25 protein-coding genes are annotated in these 17,160 nt (G+C 51.9%); 8 read left to right on the plus strand and 17 right to left on the minus strand.

Features of this window, described 5'->3' with window-relative positions:
* Nucleotides 1-937, minus strand: a 937-nt coding sequence (locus MHK04_RS11745; protein ID WP_239208941.1) for an ATP-binding protein, incomplete at its 3' end; no start/stop codon positions are given.
* A 163-nt stretch (nt 938-1,100) separates the two neighbouring features.
* On the opposite strand from MHK04_RS11745, the gene MHK04_RS11750 reads away from it, so the two are divergent.
* On the plus strand, nt 1,101-1,382 hold the full coding sequence (locus MHK04_RS11750) for a hypothetical protein (protein WP_239208939.1): 282 nt from the start codon (nt 1,101-1,103) through the stop codon (nt 1,380-1,382).
* Between the two features lie 43 nt (nt 1,383-1,425).
* Nucleotides 1,426-1,818 (plus strand): DoxX family protein, encoded by a 393-nt coding sequence (locus MHK04_RS11755; RefSeq protein WP_023021060.1) that lies wholly within the window; start codon nt 1,426-1,428, stop codon nt 1,816-1,818.
* Between the two features lie 1,878 nt (nt 1,819-3,696).
* Here the strand turns inward: MHK04_RS11755 and MHK04_RS11760 are convergent.
* From MHK04_RS11760 to MHK04_RS11830, 15 genes are all read right to left on the minus strand, one after another.
* Nucleotides 3,697-4,527, minus strand: coding sequence for a RelA/SpoT domain-containing protein (locus tag MHK04_RS11760; protein ID WP_239208937.1), 831 nt, complete (start codon nt 4,525-4,527; stop codon nt 3,697-3,699).
* Nucleotides 4,528-4,995: 468 nt separating this feature from the next.
* Nucleotides 4,996-5,460: a hypothetical protein gene (locus MHK04_RS11765; RefSeq protein WP_239208935.1), complete on the minus strand. Its 465-nt coding sequence runs from the start codon at nt 5,458-5,460 to the stop codon at nt 4,996-4,998.
* Nucleotides 5,460-5,981 (minus strand): ImmA/IrrE family metallo-endopeptidase, encoded by a 522-nt coding sequence (locus MHK04_RS11770; RefSeq protein WP_239208933.1) that lies wholly within the window; start codon nt 5,979-5,981, stop codon nt 5,460-5,462. Before MHK04_RS11770 ends, MHK04_RS11765 begins: the two co-directional genes overlap by 1 nt.
* A 97-nt stretch (nt 5,982-6,078) precedes the next feature.
* The gene (locus MHK04_RS11775) at nt 6,079-6,450 is read right to left on the minus strand and encodes a hypothetical protein (RefSeq protein WP_239208931.1); all 372 of its coding nucleotides are present in this window, start codon (nt 6,448-6,450) and stop codon (nt 6,079-6,081) included.
* Between the two features lie 79 nt (nt 6,451-6,529).
* A complete protein-coding gene (locus MHK04_RS11780) occupies nt 6,530-7,102 on the minus strand; it encodes a hypothetical protein (protein WP_239208930.1) in 573 nt (190 codons plus the stop codon).
* A gap of 9 nt (nt 7,103-7,111) precedes the next feature.
* Nucleotides 7,112-7,987, minus strand: a complete 876-nt coding sequence (locus tag MHK04_RS11785) for a hypothetical protein (protein ID WP_239208928.1) — start codon at nt 7,985-7,987, stop codon at nt 7,112-7,114.
* Nucleotides 7,968-8,123, minus strand: a complete 156-nt coding sequence (locus tag MHK04_RS11790; RefSeq protein WP_023021048.1) for a hypothetical protein — start codon at nt 8,121-8,123, stop codon at nt 7,968-7,970. Before MHK04_RS11790 ends, MHK04_RS11785 begins: the two co-directional genes overlap by 20 nt.
* 68 nt (nt 8,124-8,191) lie before the next feature.
* Nucleotides 8,192-8,398, minus strand: a complete 207-nt coding sequence (locus MHK04_RS11795) for a hypothetical protein (protein ID WP_239208926.1) — start codon at nt 8,396-8,398, stop codon at nt 8,192-8,194.
* On the minus strand, nt 8,399-8,884 hold the full coding sequence (locus MHK04_RS11800) for a single-stranded DNA-binding protein (protein WP_239208924.1): 486 nt from the start codon (nt 8,882-8,884) through the stop codon (nt 8,399-8,401).
* Nucleotides 8,885-9,691 (minus strand): hypothetical protein, encoded by an 807-nt coding sequence (locus MHK04_RS11805; RefSeq protein WP_239208922.1) that lies wholly within the window; start codon nt 9,689-9,691, stop codon nt 8,885-8,887.
* A 2-nt stretch (nt 9,692-9,693) separates the two neighbouring features.
* Nucleotides 9,694-9,900 (minus strand): hypothetical protein, encoded by a 207-nt coding sequence (locus MHK04_RS11810; RefSeq protein WP_239208920.1) that lies wholly within the window; start codon nt 9,898-9,900, stop codon nt 9,694-9,696.
* Nucleotides 9,897-10,067, minus strand: a complete 171-nt coding sequence (locus MHK04_RS11815; protein WP_023021043.1) for a hypothetical protein — start codon at nt 10,065-10,067, stop codon at nt 9,897-9,899. Before MHK04_RS11815 ends, MHK04_RS11810 begins: the two co-directional genes overlap by 4 nt.
* The gene (locus tag MHK04_RS11820) at nt 10,067-10,978 is read right to left on the minus strand and encodes a YqaJ viral recombinase family protein (protein ID WP_239208917.1); all 912 of its coding nucleotides are present in this window, start codon (nt 10,976-10,978) and stop codon (nt 10,067-10,069) included. Before MHK04_RS11820 ends, MHK04_RS11815 begins: the two co-directional genes overlap by 1 nt.
* A 454-nt stretch (nt 10,979-11,432) precedes the next feature.
* Nucleotides 11,433-11,627 carry a hypothetical protein gene (locus MHK04_RS11825; RefSeq protein ID WP_239208915.1) on the minus strand — a complete coding sequence of 65 codons (195 nt, stop codon included), beginning with the start codon at nt 11,625-11,627 and terminating at the stop codon, nt 11,433-11,435.
* 50 nt (nt 11,628-11,677) lie between these two features.
* Entirely contained in the window at nt 11,678-11,896 is a 219-nt protein-coding gene (locus MHK04_RS11830; RefSeq protein ID WP_239208913.1) for an excisionase family DNA-binding protein, read from the minus strand.
* A 329-nt stretch (nt 11,897-12,225) separates the two neighbouring features.
* Here MHK04_RS11830 and MHK04_RS11835 point away from each other — a divergent pair, with 329 nt between their 5' ends.
* From MHK04_RS11835 to MHK04_RS11845, 3 genes are all read left to right on the plus strand, one after another.
* Nucleotides 12,226-12,465: a hypothetical protein gene (locus MHK04_RS11835; protein ID WP_239208911.1), complete on the plus strand. Its 240-nt coding sequence runs from the start codon at nt 12,226-12,228 to the stop codon at nt 12,463-12,465.
* Between the two features lie 114 nt (nt 12,466-12,579).
* Nucleotides 12,580-12,720: a hypothetical protein gene (locus tag MHK04_RS11840; RefSeq protein WP_239208909.1), complete on the plus strand. Its 141-nt coding sequence runs from the start codon at nt 12,580-12,582 to the stop codon at nt 12,718-12,720.
* A gap of 476 nt (nt 12,721-13,196) precedes the next feature.
* Nucleotides 13,197-13,433 carry a hypothetical protein gene (locus MHK04_RS11845; RefSeq protein WP_239208907.1) on the plus strand — a complete coding sequence of 79 codons (237 nt, stop codon included), beginning with the start codon at nt 13,197-13,199 and terminating at the stop codon, nt 13,431-13,433.
* Nucleotides 13,434-13,848: 415 nt separating this feature from the next.
* On the opposite strand, the gene MHK04_RS11850 is transcribed toward MHK04_RS11845, so the two are convergent.
* Complete coding sequence (locus tag MHK04_RS11850; RefSeq protein WP_239208905.1) at nt 13,849-14,565, minus strand: Rha family transcriptional regulator; 717 nt, start codon at nt 14,563-14,565, stop codon at nt 13,849-13,851.
* Between the two features lie 440 nt (nt 14,566-15,005).
* On the opposite strand from MHK04_RS11850, the gene MHK04_RS11855 reads away from it, so the two are divergent.
* From MHK04_RS11855 to MHK04_RS11865, 3 genes are read left to right on the plus strand one after another with little or no spacing between them, the layout of a single operon-like run.
* Entirely contained in the window at nt 15,006-15,455 is a 450-nt protein-coding gene (locus MHK04_RS11855; RefSeq protein WP_239208903.1) for a helix-turn-helix domain-containing protein, read from the plus strand.
* Nucleotides 15,445-15,861, plus strand: coding sequence for an ImmA/IrrE family metallo-endopeptidase (locus MHK04_RS11860; RefSeq protein WP_239208901.1), 417 nt, complete (start codon nt 15,445-15,447; stop codon nt 15,859-15,861). The genes MHK04_RS11855 and MHK04_RS11860 overlap by 11 nt, the downstream gene beginning before the upstream one ends.
* A 14-nt stretch (nt 15,862-15,875) precedes the next feature.
* Entirely contained in the window at nt 15,876-16,964 is a 1,089-nt protein-coding gene (locus MHK04_RS11865; RefSeq protein WP_239208899.1) for a type I restriction enzyme HsdR N-terminal domain-containing protein, read from the plus strand.
* Nucleotides 16,965-17,160 lie beyond the last annotated feature (196 nt).

Below are 17,160 nucleotides of genomic sequence, written 5' to 3' on the forward strand. Positions count from 1 at the left end.
ATACGTTGGCGCATATTTGGGTGTTGGTTTGGTCTCGTATGGGGGTTGGCAGTGTGGTTGGTGTGGGGTTCGCGGTGACGATGATGACGATGATTCCCACTTGGTGGCAGTTTTGCATCGCCTTTGTAGCTTTTGCGATTTTTATTTCTGTCTGGGGTGCTGGCGTATTCTTTTTGTCTTTTGTTTGGAAGTATTCCTGGATTTCGTCGAAGATAAAGATTGCTAGGTGCTGGTTGTCGTTTTTCTCTCGCCAGTAGTCGATGCCGTCTTGTAGACGTTGTTGTTTTAGTTCTTCTAGTTGTTGTAGGCTTTTGGCGATTTCTGTTGTGTCGCCGGCTGATCCGTTGAAGTAGAGTACGTGAGCGTTTGGCCGTACTGCGTCCATGATTCCTTTTAGGAGTGTTGTTTTCCCGGTTCCGGGCTGGCCGGCGACTACTATGTTGGAGGTTGTTTCGAGTTGCAGGTGGGCTTTCTTTTTTGTTTGGGTGTTGCGACCTAGTGTGAGTAGGTCGGTATTGGGGTCGTAGGTCATTTTTCCGGGTATTGATGTAGAGTTTGGAATTAGCGTTGCTATTTGTACTAGTTGATTTGAGATTTTGATTCTGGTTGGGATTTTGAGGATATCGTCAAGTTGTCGGGTTTTGGCTAGCAGTTCCCACCATTCTTTGTCTTTTGGTGCTATTTTAATCCAGCCTTTGGGGCTGATTTCTGTTATTTTTACGTTTGCTTTGTATTCGACTGCTGCTTTGCGTTTGGCTAGGCGACGTACGGCTGGGTCTCGATATCGGGTGAAAAAGTAGATTTGCCGTGCGGCTATTACGAGTAGGGTTGCTATTGCAATAGTGCTTAGTAGGGCAAGTGCAATATTGCTGACTTGGTCTCTGAGTGCGTCTAGGTGTGGTGTGTTGAGTGGGTTTGTCGGGGTTTTTGTGCTCATTTCAGGGTTGCCTTTCGGTGTTATTTAGGGTTGAGCTTTAGCCTACTAGTTTGGCATGGTGTTGAGCGGATGATGGGTTCGTCGGTTAGGCTTGCTGGTGTTCACTTCCCTGAGACTGTATTGACTGTGGTTTGATTGGTTTCGGGGTAGTGAAGTTTCGTTTTTGTCGATTTTGGAAGGTATTGCTGTGCTGTATTTTTTGGCTGAGCACGGTTCTGACCCGAACAATACGTGGTGGGGCATCGTACCTATTTTGCTTGTTGTTGTGCCGCTTGTTTTTTGGTTTTGCGCTGTGGTGTCAATTGTGCGGTCTGGTTTTGGTTGGGGCGTTAAGCTTTTGTTGGTTTTGGCAGCACTTGCGTATCCGCTCATTGGGCCTCTGCTGTGGTTTTTTGCTGGTCGGGGCACGGAGTTTAAGACACAGCTAGATGTTGGGCGTGGCTGAAATTATTTCGTTGCTGAGTGATTTTGAGGAGTAGGTTTTAGGTATGAGTAAGTTTAGTGAGTATTTTACTGCTGGTGTTCTTGGTGGGTTTATGTCGTTTGCTGGTGTGTCACATTTGACTCATCAGCGTGAGGAGTTTCAGGCTCAGGTTCCTGATTGGTTTCCTGGTTCCAAGGATGCTGTTGTTGTGGCGTCCGGTGTAGCGGAGATTGTGTTAGGGGCAGGTTTGTTGCTGTCGCGGCGCCGTCGCGCTGATTTTGGTGTTGCGTTGGCGGCTTTTTATACCGCTATCTTCCCTGGGAATATTGCTCAATATGCGGAGCGGCATAATGGGTTCGGGTTGGATACTGATACTAAGCGCTTTGTGCGTCTGTTGTTTCAGCCGGTGTTGATTGCTGGGGCGTTGCATGCGGCTGGGCTGCCGGCCAAGAAGTAGGGATTTGATTGTTGTGCCTTGTTCCAGTCGTGAGCTGGTGGCCTGCGCCTCGGGTGTTGCTCAGAGCTGTTCTAACTTTCAATGCTTAATGGTTAGTTACAGGGTGAGGTGGCTACAAGGCTTGGTTAAAGCGACGAATGCCCCCAACGTGTGTTGAGGGCATATTGTGTCGTCGCGTCGACGATTATAGCACACAGCGTGACAATCACCAGCTGGAATGCCGCCGAGCAGGAGGACACCCAGTTTCTGGTGGGGTCACTTTGAAACCTAAGCGTTCTAAAGCATCCATCGCGACGGCGGGGTTATCTCGAACAGATGCCTGGAGTTGAATGTCAAACCACTTTTCTCGAGAATCTTTCAGCGCTACCTCCCAACCGTTCTTTCCTCGAAACCCGCATTCCTGAATTACGAAATACAGGAATTCCTCAAGCGATGGCCGGAATCGATGGCCCCCTACCGGTACATGGAGTGGGCTTATGTCTCCGTCTTTCCGTTTATCGGTTTTACTAGTCCGTCCATTTTTCATTAGGGCTGGGCTAAGCAGCCCCCAATGCCCGAAAAGTGAATATGGGCAGCTGGAACCCGCTCCTTGTTGCGCTCGTATTCAAATTTGATTGCAGATTGTGTATGGACGCGGATTGAATAATCACTGTGTCTAACAGTCAGGTACTGCCCACTTCGGTCACTTTGCAGCTTGTAAGTAACAGCTAGGGTATATAGATCACAGGTGCTGAGGCATTCGCATTCTTCAATGCTTGAGGTCCCCCGACCGTAATGCAGCGGTGCATGAAACGAAATGACGTAAACGCCAGACTGGTCATTTACGTCAAGGTGTTTCTTGAATTGTGATTCCCGCAGCGGCAACGCTGCCATCAATATTGCAAGCACTTCGGAAGCGAAATCTTGTGCTGATTTGTCGCTGAATTCTCGTTGCGTGACTGAGCTACTTGTCAATGTCGAGCATCATTTCTACGCGACGAAGTTCGTCATAAAGTTCACGTTCTTCCGTCGAAAGGCAACCCATTGAAGCCAAGTCACGAAGGTCTCGGAGGCTGATCGGAGCGCCTTCAACTGAGGAATATGCACTAGTAAGTTGTCTCGAAAGCTCATCGTGGCGACGGTACAAATCTTCCGGTGTGTGGCGCCTGATTGTAAGTGACATTTTTAGGACCTCCTCTGCTTCAAGTATGTCTGAATATAGTCTGTGGCACGGACATTGGGTACCAGCGGGTCATGGTCGCATTTCTCGATTTTGCTTCACTCCTGCTTTTTGTAAAGCAATCTCTGCACGTCATTTAGCAAATACCGGTTAGTTCCGTTGATTGTCCTTTTCGAATTTTTTCTCTTTCTGCCTATTTCCGCAGTAGTTCGGGTGTGATTTGATACCCCTGTTATCTCAACCTGTAGGTGAGGGTTTTGCTGTGAGCCAGACTTCTTGCGGGTCCTTTATGGGTTCTGGTGGTCGAGTTCGGTTTTGTGCCTTGTTCTGGTCGTGAACCAGTGGCCTGCATCTCATTGGTCAGTTACTGAATTTGCCGTTTTAGTGGTCGTTGAGTCAGGCAACAAGGCTTTTGAAAGCGACGAATGCCCCCAACGTGTGTTGAGGGCATATAGTGTCGTCGCGTCGACGATTATAGCACACAGCGTGACAGAAATTCAGGCATCACTCCGCGCAAAGTATCGTGCATGAGTGTTCCGTAAAGATTCCATGGAGTTCGCCCTGACTGTGACAATTTCAGTGTCTCGGCTTCTGCGAATTCGCGAGCGATGTATCCGCTCTTCTAACGCTGCCTGAGCATCCACATACGACGTCACAGAGACTTCGCCTGACGGCCTATGATATTCAATGAGATAGGAAGTCACTGCCACTCCTTTGCCTTAAGCTTCTTCACCAATAGAGCCAATTGAATCAGCCAATTGCTTCAGTTGAACAACCAATTTGTCGTCAAGTTTATCAATATCCAACCTGACATCTTGATATGGACCGCAGTCTACCCCTTTCTTACGTATATCGCTGTCTATCTGACGAAATAATTTTGCTTTCTTTTCTTCGAGCTCCTGTATCGCTTCTGCAATATCCTGCGCCTTATCTACCAGCATCTTGTAGATTTCTGGCGCACCATCAGGAAGTTCGCTGTACCGATGGACTCGACCAAATTTATCCCCGATCACCTCATTTAAATTTGCCCAAGCTGCCTGCGTCTTAGTTCTTAACTGAAGCTCAACACGCCCCGCAGGAGCAGTCAAGTGAAGATGTATTGCACGATATCCATACTGGGAATCTTTTAAATAGTTTCTTTCTTTTACCGCTGCACCTTCGGTCTCAAACCGGGCCTGCAAGACGTCAGAAATTTCTGACAAACAATCCAAAGAACAGTCAAGGTCCAAACGACACCCGGCCAAATCCTGGACACGGCTGAGTTTTGTACTAAGCCGATCAAGCTTATCGGCTATGGTGTCATCAGTTTTTACCCGATGACTGGACTCGATTGGAGGTTTAATTCGATAAGTCTCGCCATGAAAATCCTCGCTTTGAGAGAACTCCTCAACCTCTTCTAAAGCAATTGTAATAACGGTTTCATTTAACTTATCGAACCATGCCATTACTTGAAGATAGTCATCTTCATTGAGCTCCCTCCTACCTCTAATCCCTTCTCCGATACGGTTTATGGTGCCCTTTGAGAACGGGTGTTCTTCGTTAAGTTTCACGGACTCTCTTTACCTATTGTAGAACTTCACTCAATGAATAGATATTAACGTTTCCCTGTTCTTTTTTCGCGTATATAGCTCCCCGCTCAACCCATTTCCGCAGTAGCTCTGGGCTTACGTTGTGGCCTTGTTGTTGGAGTTTGTAACAGATGGTTCGTGCGGTGGGCCATGCTTTTGTTGTGTGTGGTGTGTGCCTGTCTTCTGACTGCGTGTGGGCTTGTTCCAAGGGTTATTCTTTCTCCGTGTGGTTGGTGGTGAGGTTAGTCATCGTTGCTCCGTGTGGTTGGGTAAGGGTTATTTGTCTGCCCAGAGTTCGTAGGCGTGGTCTTGCCAGGGGTCGTATTCGGGTTCTTCGTCTGGGTTGGGTTCGTTGGCATCATCGTGGGGCCATGCGTAAATCATTGGGTAACTCCTTAGATATGAGAAAACCCGCTACGCTTTTGGTAGCGGGTTGAGGGGGTAGTCTATTTATTTGTGTTCGGGCAAAAGATAAATTCCACGAACAATGCCGTAAACAAGACCTATTACCTCGACGACGATGGAGGTTAGGTAGGCGATTATGACTTGGTCGGATAAATAGAAACCTTCAGCGTCTGGTTTATGTGGGCCGTTAGCAATTTCGTAGAGAAAGATATGTGCAACTACAAGCTGTCCGATAAGTATTGTTAAAAAGGTTTTGGCGTAAATGGTTCGATATCGGGTGTCAGCTTTGTATCTGTCTTTTTCTAGCTCTTCACGCGTTGGGCGGTGATCCTTTTTAGGACGCCGGTCGAAGACTTTAGAAAGCCAGCCTGGCATCCATGATGGGTTCTGCTCTTTGAAGCTGGTTGGAAAGTTTGTTTCATCTATGCCATGTGTGCCTTCGGTGTTCTTTTCTTCCTCGGAAATTTGAGGTTGTTGTGGGCTTGGGTCTTTTGCAGAGGAGCTGTCCATTACACTAATCCGAGGCTATTAAGCCTGATTCCCATGGCGTCTTTCGACACATTGAAGGTACGCGCCAGGATTCCGACGTCTTGGATTTGTACGAACTTGTTTTTTACGGCCTCTGCGGGCATCAACAGTGCTGCTGCGAATCTGTTGGCGTAGATTTCTTCGATGTCCGTTCCGGTTGACGCAAGCGGTCCTCTATCTCTCCTCTCCTTTGGAAGATTTCGGCGCAGAGTGTCGTAATAGTGACCAAGCTCGTGAGCTATGGTAAAGCGTTTCCGCTCGGGTCCGTGCCATTGGTTAACTACGATGAAAGCGCCTTGGTCGTCCCAGTCTAGGTAGCCTGAGAGTTCGCGGGGGAGGTCGTATTCGTAGACTTGAACGTCGTAGACTCGTGCAATTTGTTCTGGGTCGATGGGTAAGTCAGCGACTCCTGCAGCGTCAGTGTAGGAAATGGTGATTGCTTGGTTTGCGTCGGCTGCTGGGGTGAGGGGTTCACCTGTCTCGAGCCGTGGAATGACTGGCATCTCCTTTGGCTCCTTTGCGCATTAGTGGGATTCTGTTCTTCTTTCTATGAATTTTACAGTTTTTGGTGCAATTTGAAAATGCTTTAGGCGGGACTTACTAGGCGTCATCGCCTGGTCCTTTTAGTAGTTTTATGAGGTCTTCGACTTCCATAATTGCCCATTGTTTTTCGGGGTTGGTTGTGCCGCGTCGTTTGGCTATTACGAGTCCTACGTGGGCGTCATCATTTTCGGCTTCTTGGTGGGCTTCTTTGGTCCACTCGGCTAGGTGGACTCTGCCGCCATAATTTTTGGTTTCTATGACGATGCGGCGGTTGTGTGAGTCTCGGACGTTGGCAACGTCCCCGGTGTCGCGTGCTCCCGTGCGGACCTTCCTGTCTATGCGGTCGTCGAGGTTGTCACGGAGGAAGTCGCTTATGAGGCGTTCAAAGCGTGCTCCGGCTTGTTTGGCGCTGTTTCTGTTTCGTGACATTTGTGGCCTTTCTGCGGCGCTGGTTCGTATTTCTGGGGTGTTTGCCCACAGGCGTTGTGTTTGTAGCTCTGTGGGGCTCCTAGGGGGTGTTTTGGGGTGGTTGTGTGTCTTCTTCTGGGGCGGGTAGGCGGTTTGGGTTGATTCCTCGTTTGAGGCGTTGGAAGAACTCCTCAGGTTGCATCTCCACCTCTGGGGGTTGTTGTTGGGCGCGGTGCCATCCGGCGCGGGCTATTTCGACCACGTCGTGGCCTTCGGGGTCTTGGGTTTCGTCGATGCCGGACCAGTGTGGCGGTGGGATGACTTTGTCGAGGGTGAACTGGTCGCCGTAGTTGCGTTTGGCGCGGGCTACGCGGTGTTTCCACCTGTGGGCTTCGAGGATGTATTTCTTTGATTCGTTGCGTTCCCACTGTTTGATGACTTGTTTAGCGGCGTTGATGATGTCCCAGGGGCCGGCCATGGTGTCGGTGTGTGTGGTTGCTGCCCAGTAGCGGATTGCTTCGGGCCATACGTCTTCGGGGACGTTGATGGTTTCTAGGACGTCTGCCCAGACGTTGAGGACGATGGGGTCGTCTTTGGGGAATTTGTTGGGGGCTGCTGCGGAGCCGTAGGCGATGATTTGGGATGCGAGTCGCATGTTTTCGGCTTGTGGCATGGGTGTCTCCTAGAAGGGCGGTTCGAGTTGTTTCGTTCCGGTGGGTTGTGGTTTTTGTGCTTCTTGGGCTTCGAGTTCGCGTGCCATGCGTTCGCCTAGTTCGATGTAGCGCTGGGATTTGGATTTTTGAGGCTGGCCGGTGGTGTTTTGTTTTTGTCGGCGCATCCAGACTCGCCATGTTGCGTCCCAGTCGGCTTTCCGTGCCTTGGCTCCAGTGATGGAGTGCCAGTAGTCGCAGAAGTTCTCGTGTTCGGTGGCGAGGTCGAGGTCTGGTCGTTCTGTGCGGATTTTGTTGACGGTCTCCGGTTTTGGTTCCCAGCCTCTGGGGAGGGGGTGATTCTTTTTGGGTTTGGTGGTTGTGTCTGGGCTGGGGCCACCATCCGCTTTTGCGGTGGTGGTCTCTACTACAGAACCTTTAGGTTCTGTGGTCGGGCCGGGTCGGGTCGGGGCGGGGCGGTGTGACACCGTTCTGTGACTCACAGCGATGTCACGTTGACCTGTCACATGTGAGTCACGCGTGACATTTTCGCGTTCTCCCTGCTCTTGGCGTTTTCGGTAGCGCGATTTGCGTTGCCTTTCGGCGGCTTCTTCGCGCTCTTTTAGCTTCTGTTCGCGACTGGGTTGCCACCCATTCCAGTCGTGAAAGCGGAACACTTTCGCACCGTTTTCGGACCTACCTTCAACCCAAATGCCCGCAGAAACGAGCGCATTTATTTGAGATTTCGTGCCTTTAAATCGTTTGACTTGGCTTGCCGGGATGACTCCGTCGGTTAGATGTTTGCCGCACCATGCGCCCGATTTAGTCCACAAACCGATAGCAGCGTTAGGCACGTCAAGAAACTTCGGATGGTCGTAGAAGCCATCGTCAACCTTGAACCAAGTCATCGTCTTGTACCTCCTTTTCTATGGATTGGAATAACTGGATTAATGCATCGAGGAAGTCCGGCCTAGCGCAGTACACGTCTTGGGATTCCAAGTAGGCGCGCATGTCCTGGCGGGCACGGTGGTCAGGGTCAGTCATGGATAAAGTCCGTTGGGGTTAGAAATAGACCCCGCCTGTGGACTATTGAGGTCCTGAACAAAACGGGGTTATGTGGTGGGGTCGACGAGGACGGTGGAGGTTGCTTTGAGAGTGAAGCGTCCGTCTCTGGTGGCCCCGTGAACTGTGCCGTCGTATTCGGCGGCGTAGGTGATGCGGTCGGCAATCTTCTCTGGGTCAAAGGTAGAGGGGAAAAGAACCACCCTTTTGCCCTTGTATTCGGGAAGTTCGGCGGCTTGAATCTTTACATACCCCATTTAAAATGGTGGCTCCTGATTCTGCTGTCCCGATTGTGCCGGCGGGGTCGACCACGCCCCGCTAGCAGCGGTTTGTCCATTCTGCGCGGCGTTATCCCACGACTGCTGCGCCTGGCTGGGCTGCTGCTGCGGCGCGGTAGGAAGCTTGTAAAAGCGCGTAGCACGGAACTCGACCTTGCTGCGCTTTTCACCGTCCTTGGTTTCCCACGAGCGAGTCACAAGCTTGCCAGTAACCGCAACCTGGTCACCCTTTTTCAAATCAGCGGCCATCTCAGCCCACGGGGTGGGATTCTGCTTATTGCCTTGCTCGTTCCAGATGGTTACATCTAGGTACATGCTGCGAGTCTTTACCCACTGGTTCTGCTCCTGGTCAAACCTATTGTCTGAGCTAGCTAGGGTGAAGTTAGCCACCGCGGCGCCCTGCGGGGTGAATCGTAGTTCTGCGTCGCGTGGGAGTCCGCCGGTGAGTGTAATGAGGTCAATCATTTATTTGTTCTCCTGCAGTTCGTTCCAGCGGTCGCGGCCAAGGTTGATTACTTTTTGGGGCACATCACTTTCTTCGCGGATTTCGTTCATGAAGTCGGTGACTGCCTCAGCACTAGTCAGCTCTGCGAGTGCGGCTTTTACATCCCGCACGAACTGGTCATCTTCCGGTTCCTGCTCGGGCTCCTGCCGCATCTTTGGTGCCGGCGCGGAGACTGCTTGAGCAGCTACATCCTGACGAGTAGCGTTCATCTTTACCGGCTCCAATTCCAGGTCCTCGGCAGCGTACTTAATGCCCAGAAGAACGTTAGGGGCAAGGCGGCGAGACACTTCCGAAGCGGCCTTGGCGTACAACATGGCCTGCGGGTCGGTTTGATATCTCTTATTAGAGGTATAGCCCGCCTTCTTAGCACGGTCGATAGTCCACGTGGACGACTCCTGCTCCCCACTCGGCGCCACGCCACGCACCGTTACAGACTCATCACTGGATTCCACTGTCTTGAACTTATAGCCCTTGCCCTTAAGCAAAGCCACCATAGTTCGAGCGTAAATAGCTGGCTGCCCATGAATGACGAATACTTGCTGCAAAGCCTGTTGAGGCTTCAGCCCAAGCTCGGCACCATAAAGGATTGCGGCAGCACCATCATCAGGCTTACCGCGAAAAGTCTGTGGCACCATCTGGGTATTACATAGGACAGTCGCCAATTTATGTGCGGCATCCATAGCTTCAGCCTGGCGCATGAGACCGCTAAGTCCATTATCACTGAGCTCAGGCATAGAATCGTTGACAGTATCAAGTTGATTATTCACTGTTAGATGTTCCTTTCGTCGTCGAATCGGTCGAGGGTGATTTCTGTGAGTGTGAGGGCGGTTTCCTCATCGTGGCCGCGGGCGGTGAAGCACTCCATGAGGTAATGTGCCTGGTCGGCAAAAGCAGTCAGCGCCGCATAGTTTGCTTCTGTCACGGTGCGTGCGACTTCGAGTCGTCGCCGCGGCATATCACTCGGAATTGGAGTCATAGTTTCTGGCGCTCCTTGTCTGCTTGGTCGTGGATTTGTTGGTAGAGGTCACGCATTTCTGGGAACGTGTCTCCGTGGTCGCGCATCCAGTCGAAGGCTTCGCATTGTGCTCTGTTTAGGGCGCGGTTCTTTGCCCCCTTGCTTGGTTCTGTGGTGTAGATGCTCATTAGTTGACGACCTTTGTGAGTCGGAGGCGTGTGGAGCCTCGGCGGGTTTTGGTGTTGAACTCGGCGTAGAGGTCCGGGTGGGCGGTCTTAAACGCCTTAGAGTCGAATGTCTTAGAATCCTTGGTGGTGGACACACTCACCTTGTAGCCGGCGTGCGTACCCGCGTAGGAATCACCGAGTAGTTTCAAAAGGTCTTTCTTGTAGGTCTTGGCTAGGTCAGACCAGCTGGCGGGTTTTTCTTCCGCGTCCGCTAGTTGCGCTACGAGGCCTTCTACCTCGTCGGCGTCTTCTAGGCTGGTGACCTCACCCATCCAATCCGGGGTAGTGCCTTCCAGCCAAGCGAACCACTCGGCGGCGGTGCGTTGCATGCCCTCCACCACCTTGGGGTCATAGTGGATTACCTGATATTCGTACCCGTCCGGGGTGAACTCGCCGTCCTGCTCCTGGTAGTACTCCACTAGCAGCACGCACGCCTCGGCGCCCGCATGCCACATGTTTGCCTGCACCTGCAGGTAGTACCCGTCGGGGCACCAATCATGCCAATACCCACCAGTGAACGGGTGTTTAGCGGTTTTAATCTCACCAATGACCTCCCCGTCCTCACTGAAAAGGTCTGGGGTGCCACACAGGCGCTCATCATCTTTGTTGATGATGATGGTTTGCGGGTCCGCGTTGTACACAAGACGCGAATCAACCTCCACCACAAGCGGCGCCAGCACGGGTTCGCGGGCAGTGCCCCAAACCGTGTAGTCATTACCGCCCCACCGCTTCCCTGTTTCTTTCTGCTCGCGCAGCTCCTGCCACTGTCTAGCAGTCCTGCTTAAATGCAGGTCCCTTAGCTCCGTTGAGGTGAGGTGCTGACGGCGGAACTCGAACCACTCATCATTATTCTCTGGTTTGAATGTCCTCAATTTAGTTCTTCCTCTTAAAAATCGTGGTGCCCTTATTCGACTCACGCAGAACTTTCTTCGCATTCCTCGCATGGCGCTCACAGAACCGGAACCCAACCCCTACACCAGGAATGTCCTCACCCTCAAGTAGGCAGTTCGCATAAAGGCAGCGGTCCCGCTGCTCATAGCAGCGCTTGATATACTCCCTCGCTGCCCTCACCGTCTGATACCTACGCGGCGCATCCCCAAGGTTCACCACCCACTCCCCCTTATAGAGGACAGGGCGAAACTTCTGGTATGCCTGTTCTAACGTGATTCCTACATCCATACTGGCGGCACCGAAATAACCCAATGGAAAACAAATCCAACCATGCCGCCAAACACGCCAGTAGCCCAACACAGGCGAACCCGCTTAGCGGCAACATCCTGCCAATACGCCAACTCCTTATACGTCGGCTCCCAGCGCTCCGAGCGATTACTTACGCACATGACAAAACCTCCTCTCATAAGCAGAAATCTGGCCGGCCACACTATTGGCACCACTAGCAAGCGTGAGAATTTGACGACGAGTCTTCTCAGGAAGATGAGCAAGGTTGTAAATCGTCTTCAGCCGAGCCTCAATATCCCTCATATAAGCCTTCGCCTCAGAAGCTGTAATCTGACGCATCATCTACCTCCAAATCATGACAAAAGTTCGATTAGTTCCTTGGAACATGCGTTTTATAAAACCCATTGGTTCTCCCCCATCAAAAAAGCATCACACCACTCAGACTTGACGCGATACGTACGCCCGGCCTTCACCGAACGCAATTCTTTACGCTGCAAAAATCGATACACCGTCTCCGGATGCATACCCATATACTCAGCAGCTTCCTTCGCGGTAAACCATTTCCTGATACAATCCATAACGCCCTTTCTGGAAAGAAGAGATTGAATCACGGGTAAGGCCCCTGCACTTCTCAGTTCATGCAGGGGCCTTCACCCATGAAAACTTCCGAAAAATAAACGGGGATGCAGGTGCAGCAGAGCGCAGCAGCGGCAAGTGCCGGAAGCCGCCAAATCCTGGGATACTGCCCTTGAAGCGGTCAGTGTCCAACCCGCCCTTAACAACCCCTAGTGCGCAGCCGGGGAGTTGCACCCCGGTGGTCTTTTGTAAGCACAAATTTCTTTAGCCCCTGTAGTAGGTACAAGAAAAATGTGAATAGTTACTCCTCTGCGCTAGTACGCCCCTTCAGGCCACCTGAAGAGGCCAGATAAAATGTGAAAGCATGAACGCGTTCGAAATAATCTCCACACTCATCGCCGCAGTCTCCGCCGGCATCGCACTCTGGCAAGCAATAGACGCATCAAAATCACGCAAATCAGCAGAGACTGCACAAGCCGAAGCCGCAGAAAGCTCCGACCGAGCCGCCCGCAGCGCCGAACAAGCCGCAGCAGAACAACGAAAAATCGCCGAAGCACAAGCAGCAATCTCCGCATACACGCAGAAACTCGCCGCAGCGAACTGACGAAACGTCACCCTGCACCACGAGAGCAAAAAGAACTACGCCATCGCCAACGAAACCGGTGAAATCATCACCAACGTCAGCATCAACCCAACCAGAGACGACCAAGCAGCCACCATGAGCGCTGAAACCGCCGCCGCCCTCGACCACGGAGACGTCATCGAAGTACTCCTTGGCTTCCAGGGAAAATACGTCCTACAGTGGACAGACAGCGAAGGTAAACAGCAGCAAAAAGCAGCAATTGCTAATGCCGATTGATGTGGTTGACATAGATAGCGCACCCCGCAGAAATCAAGGCACACGCCGAAATAATAATCGGAGCAACCATACCGAAACACCTCCTCTCCACAATCAACTATCCGCCTCACGGTGTGTGAGGCCAGTGCCGCGCCCAGGACTTGCACCCGGGGAGTAGCTCATTCACGGCCTAGTGTTTTACGTCCTTGGTGGTTCCCTCCCGCTTACGGCGGGGTTCCTGCCTGTCGGCTTGGCCAATGCTTCACGGACACGTCAACGTGGTTCTTGGCCCAGTATCTTCTATCAGGACAATTCACTAATTCAGTTCTCTGTACAGCTCGGGTCTTTCGACCCTGTGCGCTACCGGGGCCACGCTCCCCGGGCGGACTACCTAGCGCTTAAAGTCCCGTGACGTTATTAACGGGTATTGATACACCCTCGATGTGACGAAAAGTGACGATATTTCAGCGCCTGCTGAGTCGGGCTAAAATAAACTCATGGCAATAACTGCACTCATAAGCGCAATAACCGGACTTGCCGCACTACTACTAGGAATCAAACAATTCCAACACGCCCGCCAATACGACGGCGCACACCAAATAGCAATGGGCTTCAGCAACTACGGAACCCCCACCATCGCCTCAGGAATGAAAGAGCCCATTGACGAAATCGAAATACAACTCCACTACCAGGGCTTCCAACCCCTCTACGGAGTCAAGATGTCCCTCCTCTGAGACAATGGCGAACACTGGGACCTCTACCCCGAGACTCAGCTTCAGCCTGGAGAAAAATTCGGCCCGAAGGTTCTAAAAATACCGTGTAGCGACCTGGATAAAGTACACCTACATGTCGCATGGCAGACTCCACATCCTGCCATTCTGAAAAACAAGATTCGGTATCAAGCACTCCGGATGAACCTGGCTCAAGAGGCTCAACAATGGCGATGGCGTCCATTCGAACACCTCCATCGGCGCCGGCACTCGCCACTCGGAAAGTGGAAGGCAATTCATAATTCCCCAACCGACCAACAGAACTTCCCCGGCTGGCCCCACGGCCCCGCAGCCAAGACCATAGACTGGTAAACATCAACAACACTCCTCTAAACGCATTCGACCAATACCGCCCACACACGTGGCTTTTACATATGCGCTAGGCGTAGTACTCATCCCACACCTGCTGCATCAGCTCCCGGTCGGCCTCGGTGTAGCCGTTAACCTGGCGCACCTGACCGTTAGGCAGGGTAAGGTCATACTTTTCTGGTTCGCGTCCCTTTTCCAGCGTGTACAGTGCCTTCATGCGCTTACCGAACATCGGCGCCACGGACTTCATCTTCTTGTTGGACAGGTTCTTCGACTTCAAAAAATCCGCCGTGTACAAGGGCCGAGTCTCCGGGTCCAACTCCGGCACCTCACCCAAACCACGAGCGAGTACAATCCTCGCCTTCGCCTCCAAATGGTCAGAATGAATCAAACCCTTCGCCGCCTGACACAACTCCATCCGCATCTGAGACTCACGCATCAAAGCGTTAATCTGGTGCTCGGCCTGTACCAGTTGATTTTCCATAGCCACAAAGGCCTTAATGAGGTTCTTCTTGAAATCAACCACTATCGGCGTATTGCGGAACAGGGTCATTGCGAACATCGCTTGCTCACGATTCAGGACCGCAATGTTGGTCTTTTGCGCTCCGCCTGCGGTTTGGCGGGTTCGCGTTTCAAACGCGACCCTTCCAAACTCTTCGAAGTCTGCTAGGTTCTTACGAATCGTTTCCAGTACGTTCTTGTGCTGAATCCCAACGCCGCTGGCGATAATCTCCGAGGTGGTGGTTAGGGTTCCATCATTGTTGGCATGAACCAGTTGGTTGTCCATTGTGATACTGTCCTTTGTGAGTGGTATTTTCCTTAGGCTTGGTGTTCCAGCACCGGGCCTTTTCTATGCGGTGAGTGCTTCTAGGTCGTCGGCTATGAGGATGCGTTCTGGCCTAGCGCCGAGGGCCGCGAGTGCTTGAAGCACGTCTGGTTTGGGTGTTCGTGTGCTTAGTGCGCGTCCCCAGGTTGAGCGGGACACGTTGGTGCGTTGTGCTAGTTCGACTGTTGAACCGATTCGGTTTATTTTTTTAACGCGTTCCACTTCGTCCAGACTGATTAAGAACTGAGCCATTTTGTTTCCTCCTTTCACTCGGTTGATTTAATATTGAACCACTGTCCGCATAATGTCAATAATGTGATTCACTATGGGGGCACTCATTTAGCGTTCGTAAAGGCAGGAATGGGTTGCGTGCGTCAAAATTGACGCACTAAGATGTAGACATGATTGATTACCGGGACTGGTATAAGTCCGCAACAGGACAACGCGTAACAGCAGAAACAATTGGCAAACTCATCGGAGCATCACGCCCGACCGTGACTCGCCGCCTCACCCAAGACGGACTCACCGCTGACGAAATAATCAAGGTCAGCCGAGGACTGCACGTAAACCCCATCGACGCGCTAGTAGACCTCGGACACGTCACCGAAGCCGAAGCCATGAGCCACCTAGACAACAACGGCAAACTATTGGACACCACTGAGGACGGGGAACTAGCCATCGAACTGGCACGTCGTCTCAACCCCGCTACCCGCGCTAATGAGATAGACGAGCTGGCTTCTCGTCGTGCGGGTGCCCCCGTGTCCGATGATGATGATTCAATGCCGTTGAGTGCGGTTGCTTATAGCGGCCCGGACGAAGACGCGGAAAGGAATGATGCGGATGACGATTAGCGCGGTAGAGCTGCACCTCCTCGCGGAAAGCATGGGCGTGCAGCTACAGCGCCACTCGGGCGGGCGCCCCGGCTGGTACGACCACCACCGACGGATAATCAGCACTCGACGCGGTCAATCCATCAGCCAATACAAAAGCGTCCTCGCCCACGAACTCGGCCACGCACACTACGGTGACACCCCAACCGGCAACGGCCACTATGACCAACGACAAGAACAACGAGCCGACGAATACGCCGCCCACCTACTCATCAATCCAGCCGACTTCGAAGCCTCCGCCATATGGCACCAAGACTGCCTACCAGCCATAGCCGACGACCTCGAAGTCACCCACCATCTGCTAAAAATATGGATGGAATTATTCCAAAGTGGGAAGTTAAACTCCCTCACCTACGCAAACCTTTAACCCCGAAGGAAACCATGAGCATCGACCAAGCCGTACAATCCCTATCGAGCAAAGTGCAAGAGCTCAAGCCCATAATTAACACCGAAGAAGCAACTAAGACTGCACTTATCATCCCCTTCATCAGCACAGTGTTGGGATACGACGTCACAGACCCCCGTGAAGTAATCCCCGAATACACCGCAGACGTGGGAGTTAAAAAGGGAGAAAAAGTTGACTTCGCCATCAAATCGGGAGACGACTTCCGATTCCTCATTGAGTGCAAGAAAATAGGCGAACCACTCAACCTCGGGCATGCCAACCAACTAGTCCGCTATTTCAACGTCACGGACACCGAATTCGCCATCCTCACCAACGGGGAAGTCTACGAATTCTATGCGCAAATAGACGCAGCAAACCGCATGGACGAAAAGCCATTCATGACGCTGGACCTCGCAAACGTGGATGCCCGTATCTTCCCCCATCTAGAGATGTGCACAAAGTCTCGCTTTGACTCGGAAACAATAGCAGCTTCCGCAGAACAGCTGAAGTACATCTCCGAAATACGAAAAGTACTATCGTCCCAATTCAAGGAACCGGATTCCGATTGGGTAAAGCTGATAGCAAGCAGGGTCACGTCTCGCAGAATGACCACACAAAACCTACAAATATTTACTCAGCTCGTTGAAACCGCCCAATCACAATTCCTAAAAGATGAAGCCAATAGGCGGCTACGTTCTGCGCAGGACTTCGACGAAGCTTCAACGCCGAGCTATCAAAGCGTAATTGAAACACAAGAGGACGAGGAACCAGAACCTGATTCCGATGGAATCATCACCACCGAAGAAGAACTTCAAGCATTTTCTATCATTAGAGCTATCTGTTGCGCCGAAGTTCCGGTAAATGATGTGACGCTTCGCGACGCGAAAAGCTACTGCGCAATCCTCTACCAAGACAACAACCGGAACCCAATCGCCCGGCTCTACTTCGACCGCAGAACACCTCGAATCGGCATCTTCGATACAGAGCGAGACCAAAACTACTTCGATCTAGACGAAATCGAAGACATCTACAACTACGCCGAACTCCTACAGCAAAGATGCCGATTCCTAAAAGAAAATTCCTAAAGCGGGCCAACACGAGAGGACAGACAGCACAAAAGACACCTAACAGAAGTCATCAAAAAATAATCGACACTGACCCCGTGCTGTCAAGGGGTGAATGCGCCACTTCGACCGGGAGGTAGTTGTGACGCGTTGGACTCCGAAGGATGTTAAGGATGCTGCTGTTGAGCGCGTGGTGGCAGGCGAGGCAGTTAGCCTG

Origin of the sequence: Corynebacterium nasorum, from assembly GCF_022345765.1 — a bacterium.
GTDB classification, from domain to species: domain Bacteria; phylum Actinomycetota; class Actinomycetes; order Mycobacteriales; family Mycobacteriaceae; genus Corynebacterium; species Corynebacterium kefirresidentii.

Bases quoted from the DNA above. Each gene is read 5' to 3' on its own strand.
- MHK04_RS11775 (WP_239208931.1), bottom strand. From the start codon at position 6,450: ATGTCACGAAACAGAAACAGCGCCAAACAAGCCGGAGCACGCTTTGAA.
- MHK04_RS11810 (WP_239208920.1), bottom strand. From the start codon at position 9,900: ATGACTCCAATTCCGAGTGATATGCCGCGGCGACGACTCGAAGTCGCA.
- MHK04_RS11765 (WP_239208935.1), bottom strand. From the start codon at position 5,460: ATGGACAGCTCCTCTGCAAAAGACCCAAGCCCACAACAACCTCAAATT.
- MHK04_RS11860 (WP_239208901.1), top strand. From the start codon at position 15,445: ATGACGATTAGCGCGGTAGAGCTGCACCTCCTCGCGGAAAGCATGGGC.
- MHK04_RS11845 (WP_239208907.1), top strand. From the start codon at position 13,197: ATGGCAATAACTGCACTCATAAGCGCAATAACCGGACTTGCCGCACTA.
- MHK04_RS11780 (WP_239208930.1), bottom strand. From the start codon at position 7,102: ATGCCACAAGCCGAAAACATGCGACTCGCATCCCAAATCATCGCCTAC.
- MHK04_RS11815 (WP_023021043.1), bottom strand. From the start codon at position 10,067: ATGAGCATCTACACCACAGAACCAAGCAAGGGGGCAAAGAACCGCGCC.
- MHK04_RS11840 (WP_239208909.1), top strand. From the start codon at position 12,580: ATGAGCGCTGAAACCGCCGCCGCCCTCGACCACGGAGACGTCATCGAA.
- MHK04_RS11865 (WP_239208899.1), top strand. From the start codon at position 15,876: ATGAGCATCGACCAAGCCGTACAATCCCTATCGAGCAAAGTGCAAGAG.
- MHK04_RS11795 (WP_239208926.1), bottom strand. From the start codon at position 8,398: ATGGGGTATGTAAAGATTCAAGCCGCCGAACTTCCCGAATACAAGGGC.
- MHK04_RS11825 (WP_239208915.1), bottom strand. From the start codon at position 11,627: ATGATGCGTCAGATTACAGCTTCTGAGGCGAAGGCTTATATGAGGGAT.
- MHK04_RS11785 (WP_239208928.1), bottom strand. From the start codon at position 7,987: ATGACTTGGTTCAAGGTTGACGATGGCTTCTACGACCATCCGAAGTTT.
- MHK04_RS11755 (WP_023021060.1), top strand. From the start codon at position 1,426: ATGAGTAAGTTTAGTGAGTATTTTACTGCTGGTGTTCTTGGTGGGTTT.
- MHK04_RS11770 (WP_239208933.1), bottom strand. From the start codon at position 5,981: ATGCCAGTCATTCCACGGCTCGAGACAGGTGAACCCCTCACCCCAGCA.
- MHK04_RS11790 (WP_023021048.1), bottom strand. From the start codon at position 8,123: ATGACTGACCCTGACCACCGTGCCCGCCAGGACATGCGCGCCTACTTG.
- MHK04_RS11855 (WP_239208903.1), top strand. From the start codon at position 15,006: ATGATTGATTACCGGGACTGGTATAAGTCCGCAACAGGACAACGCGTA.
- MHK04_RS11800 (WP_239208924.1), bottom strand. From the start codon at position 8,884: ATGATTGACCTCATTACACTCACCGGCGGACTCCCACGCGACGCAGAA.
- MHK04_RS11850 (WP_239208905.1), bottom strand. From the start codon at position 14,565: ATGGACAACCAACTGGTTCATGCCAACAATGATGGAACCCTAACCACC.
- MHK04_RS11835 (WP_239208911.1), top strand. From the start codon at position 12,226: ATGAACGCGTTCGAAATAATCTCCACACTCATCGCCGCAGTCTCCGCC.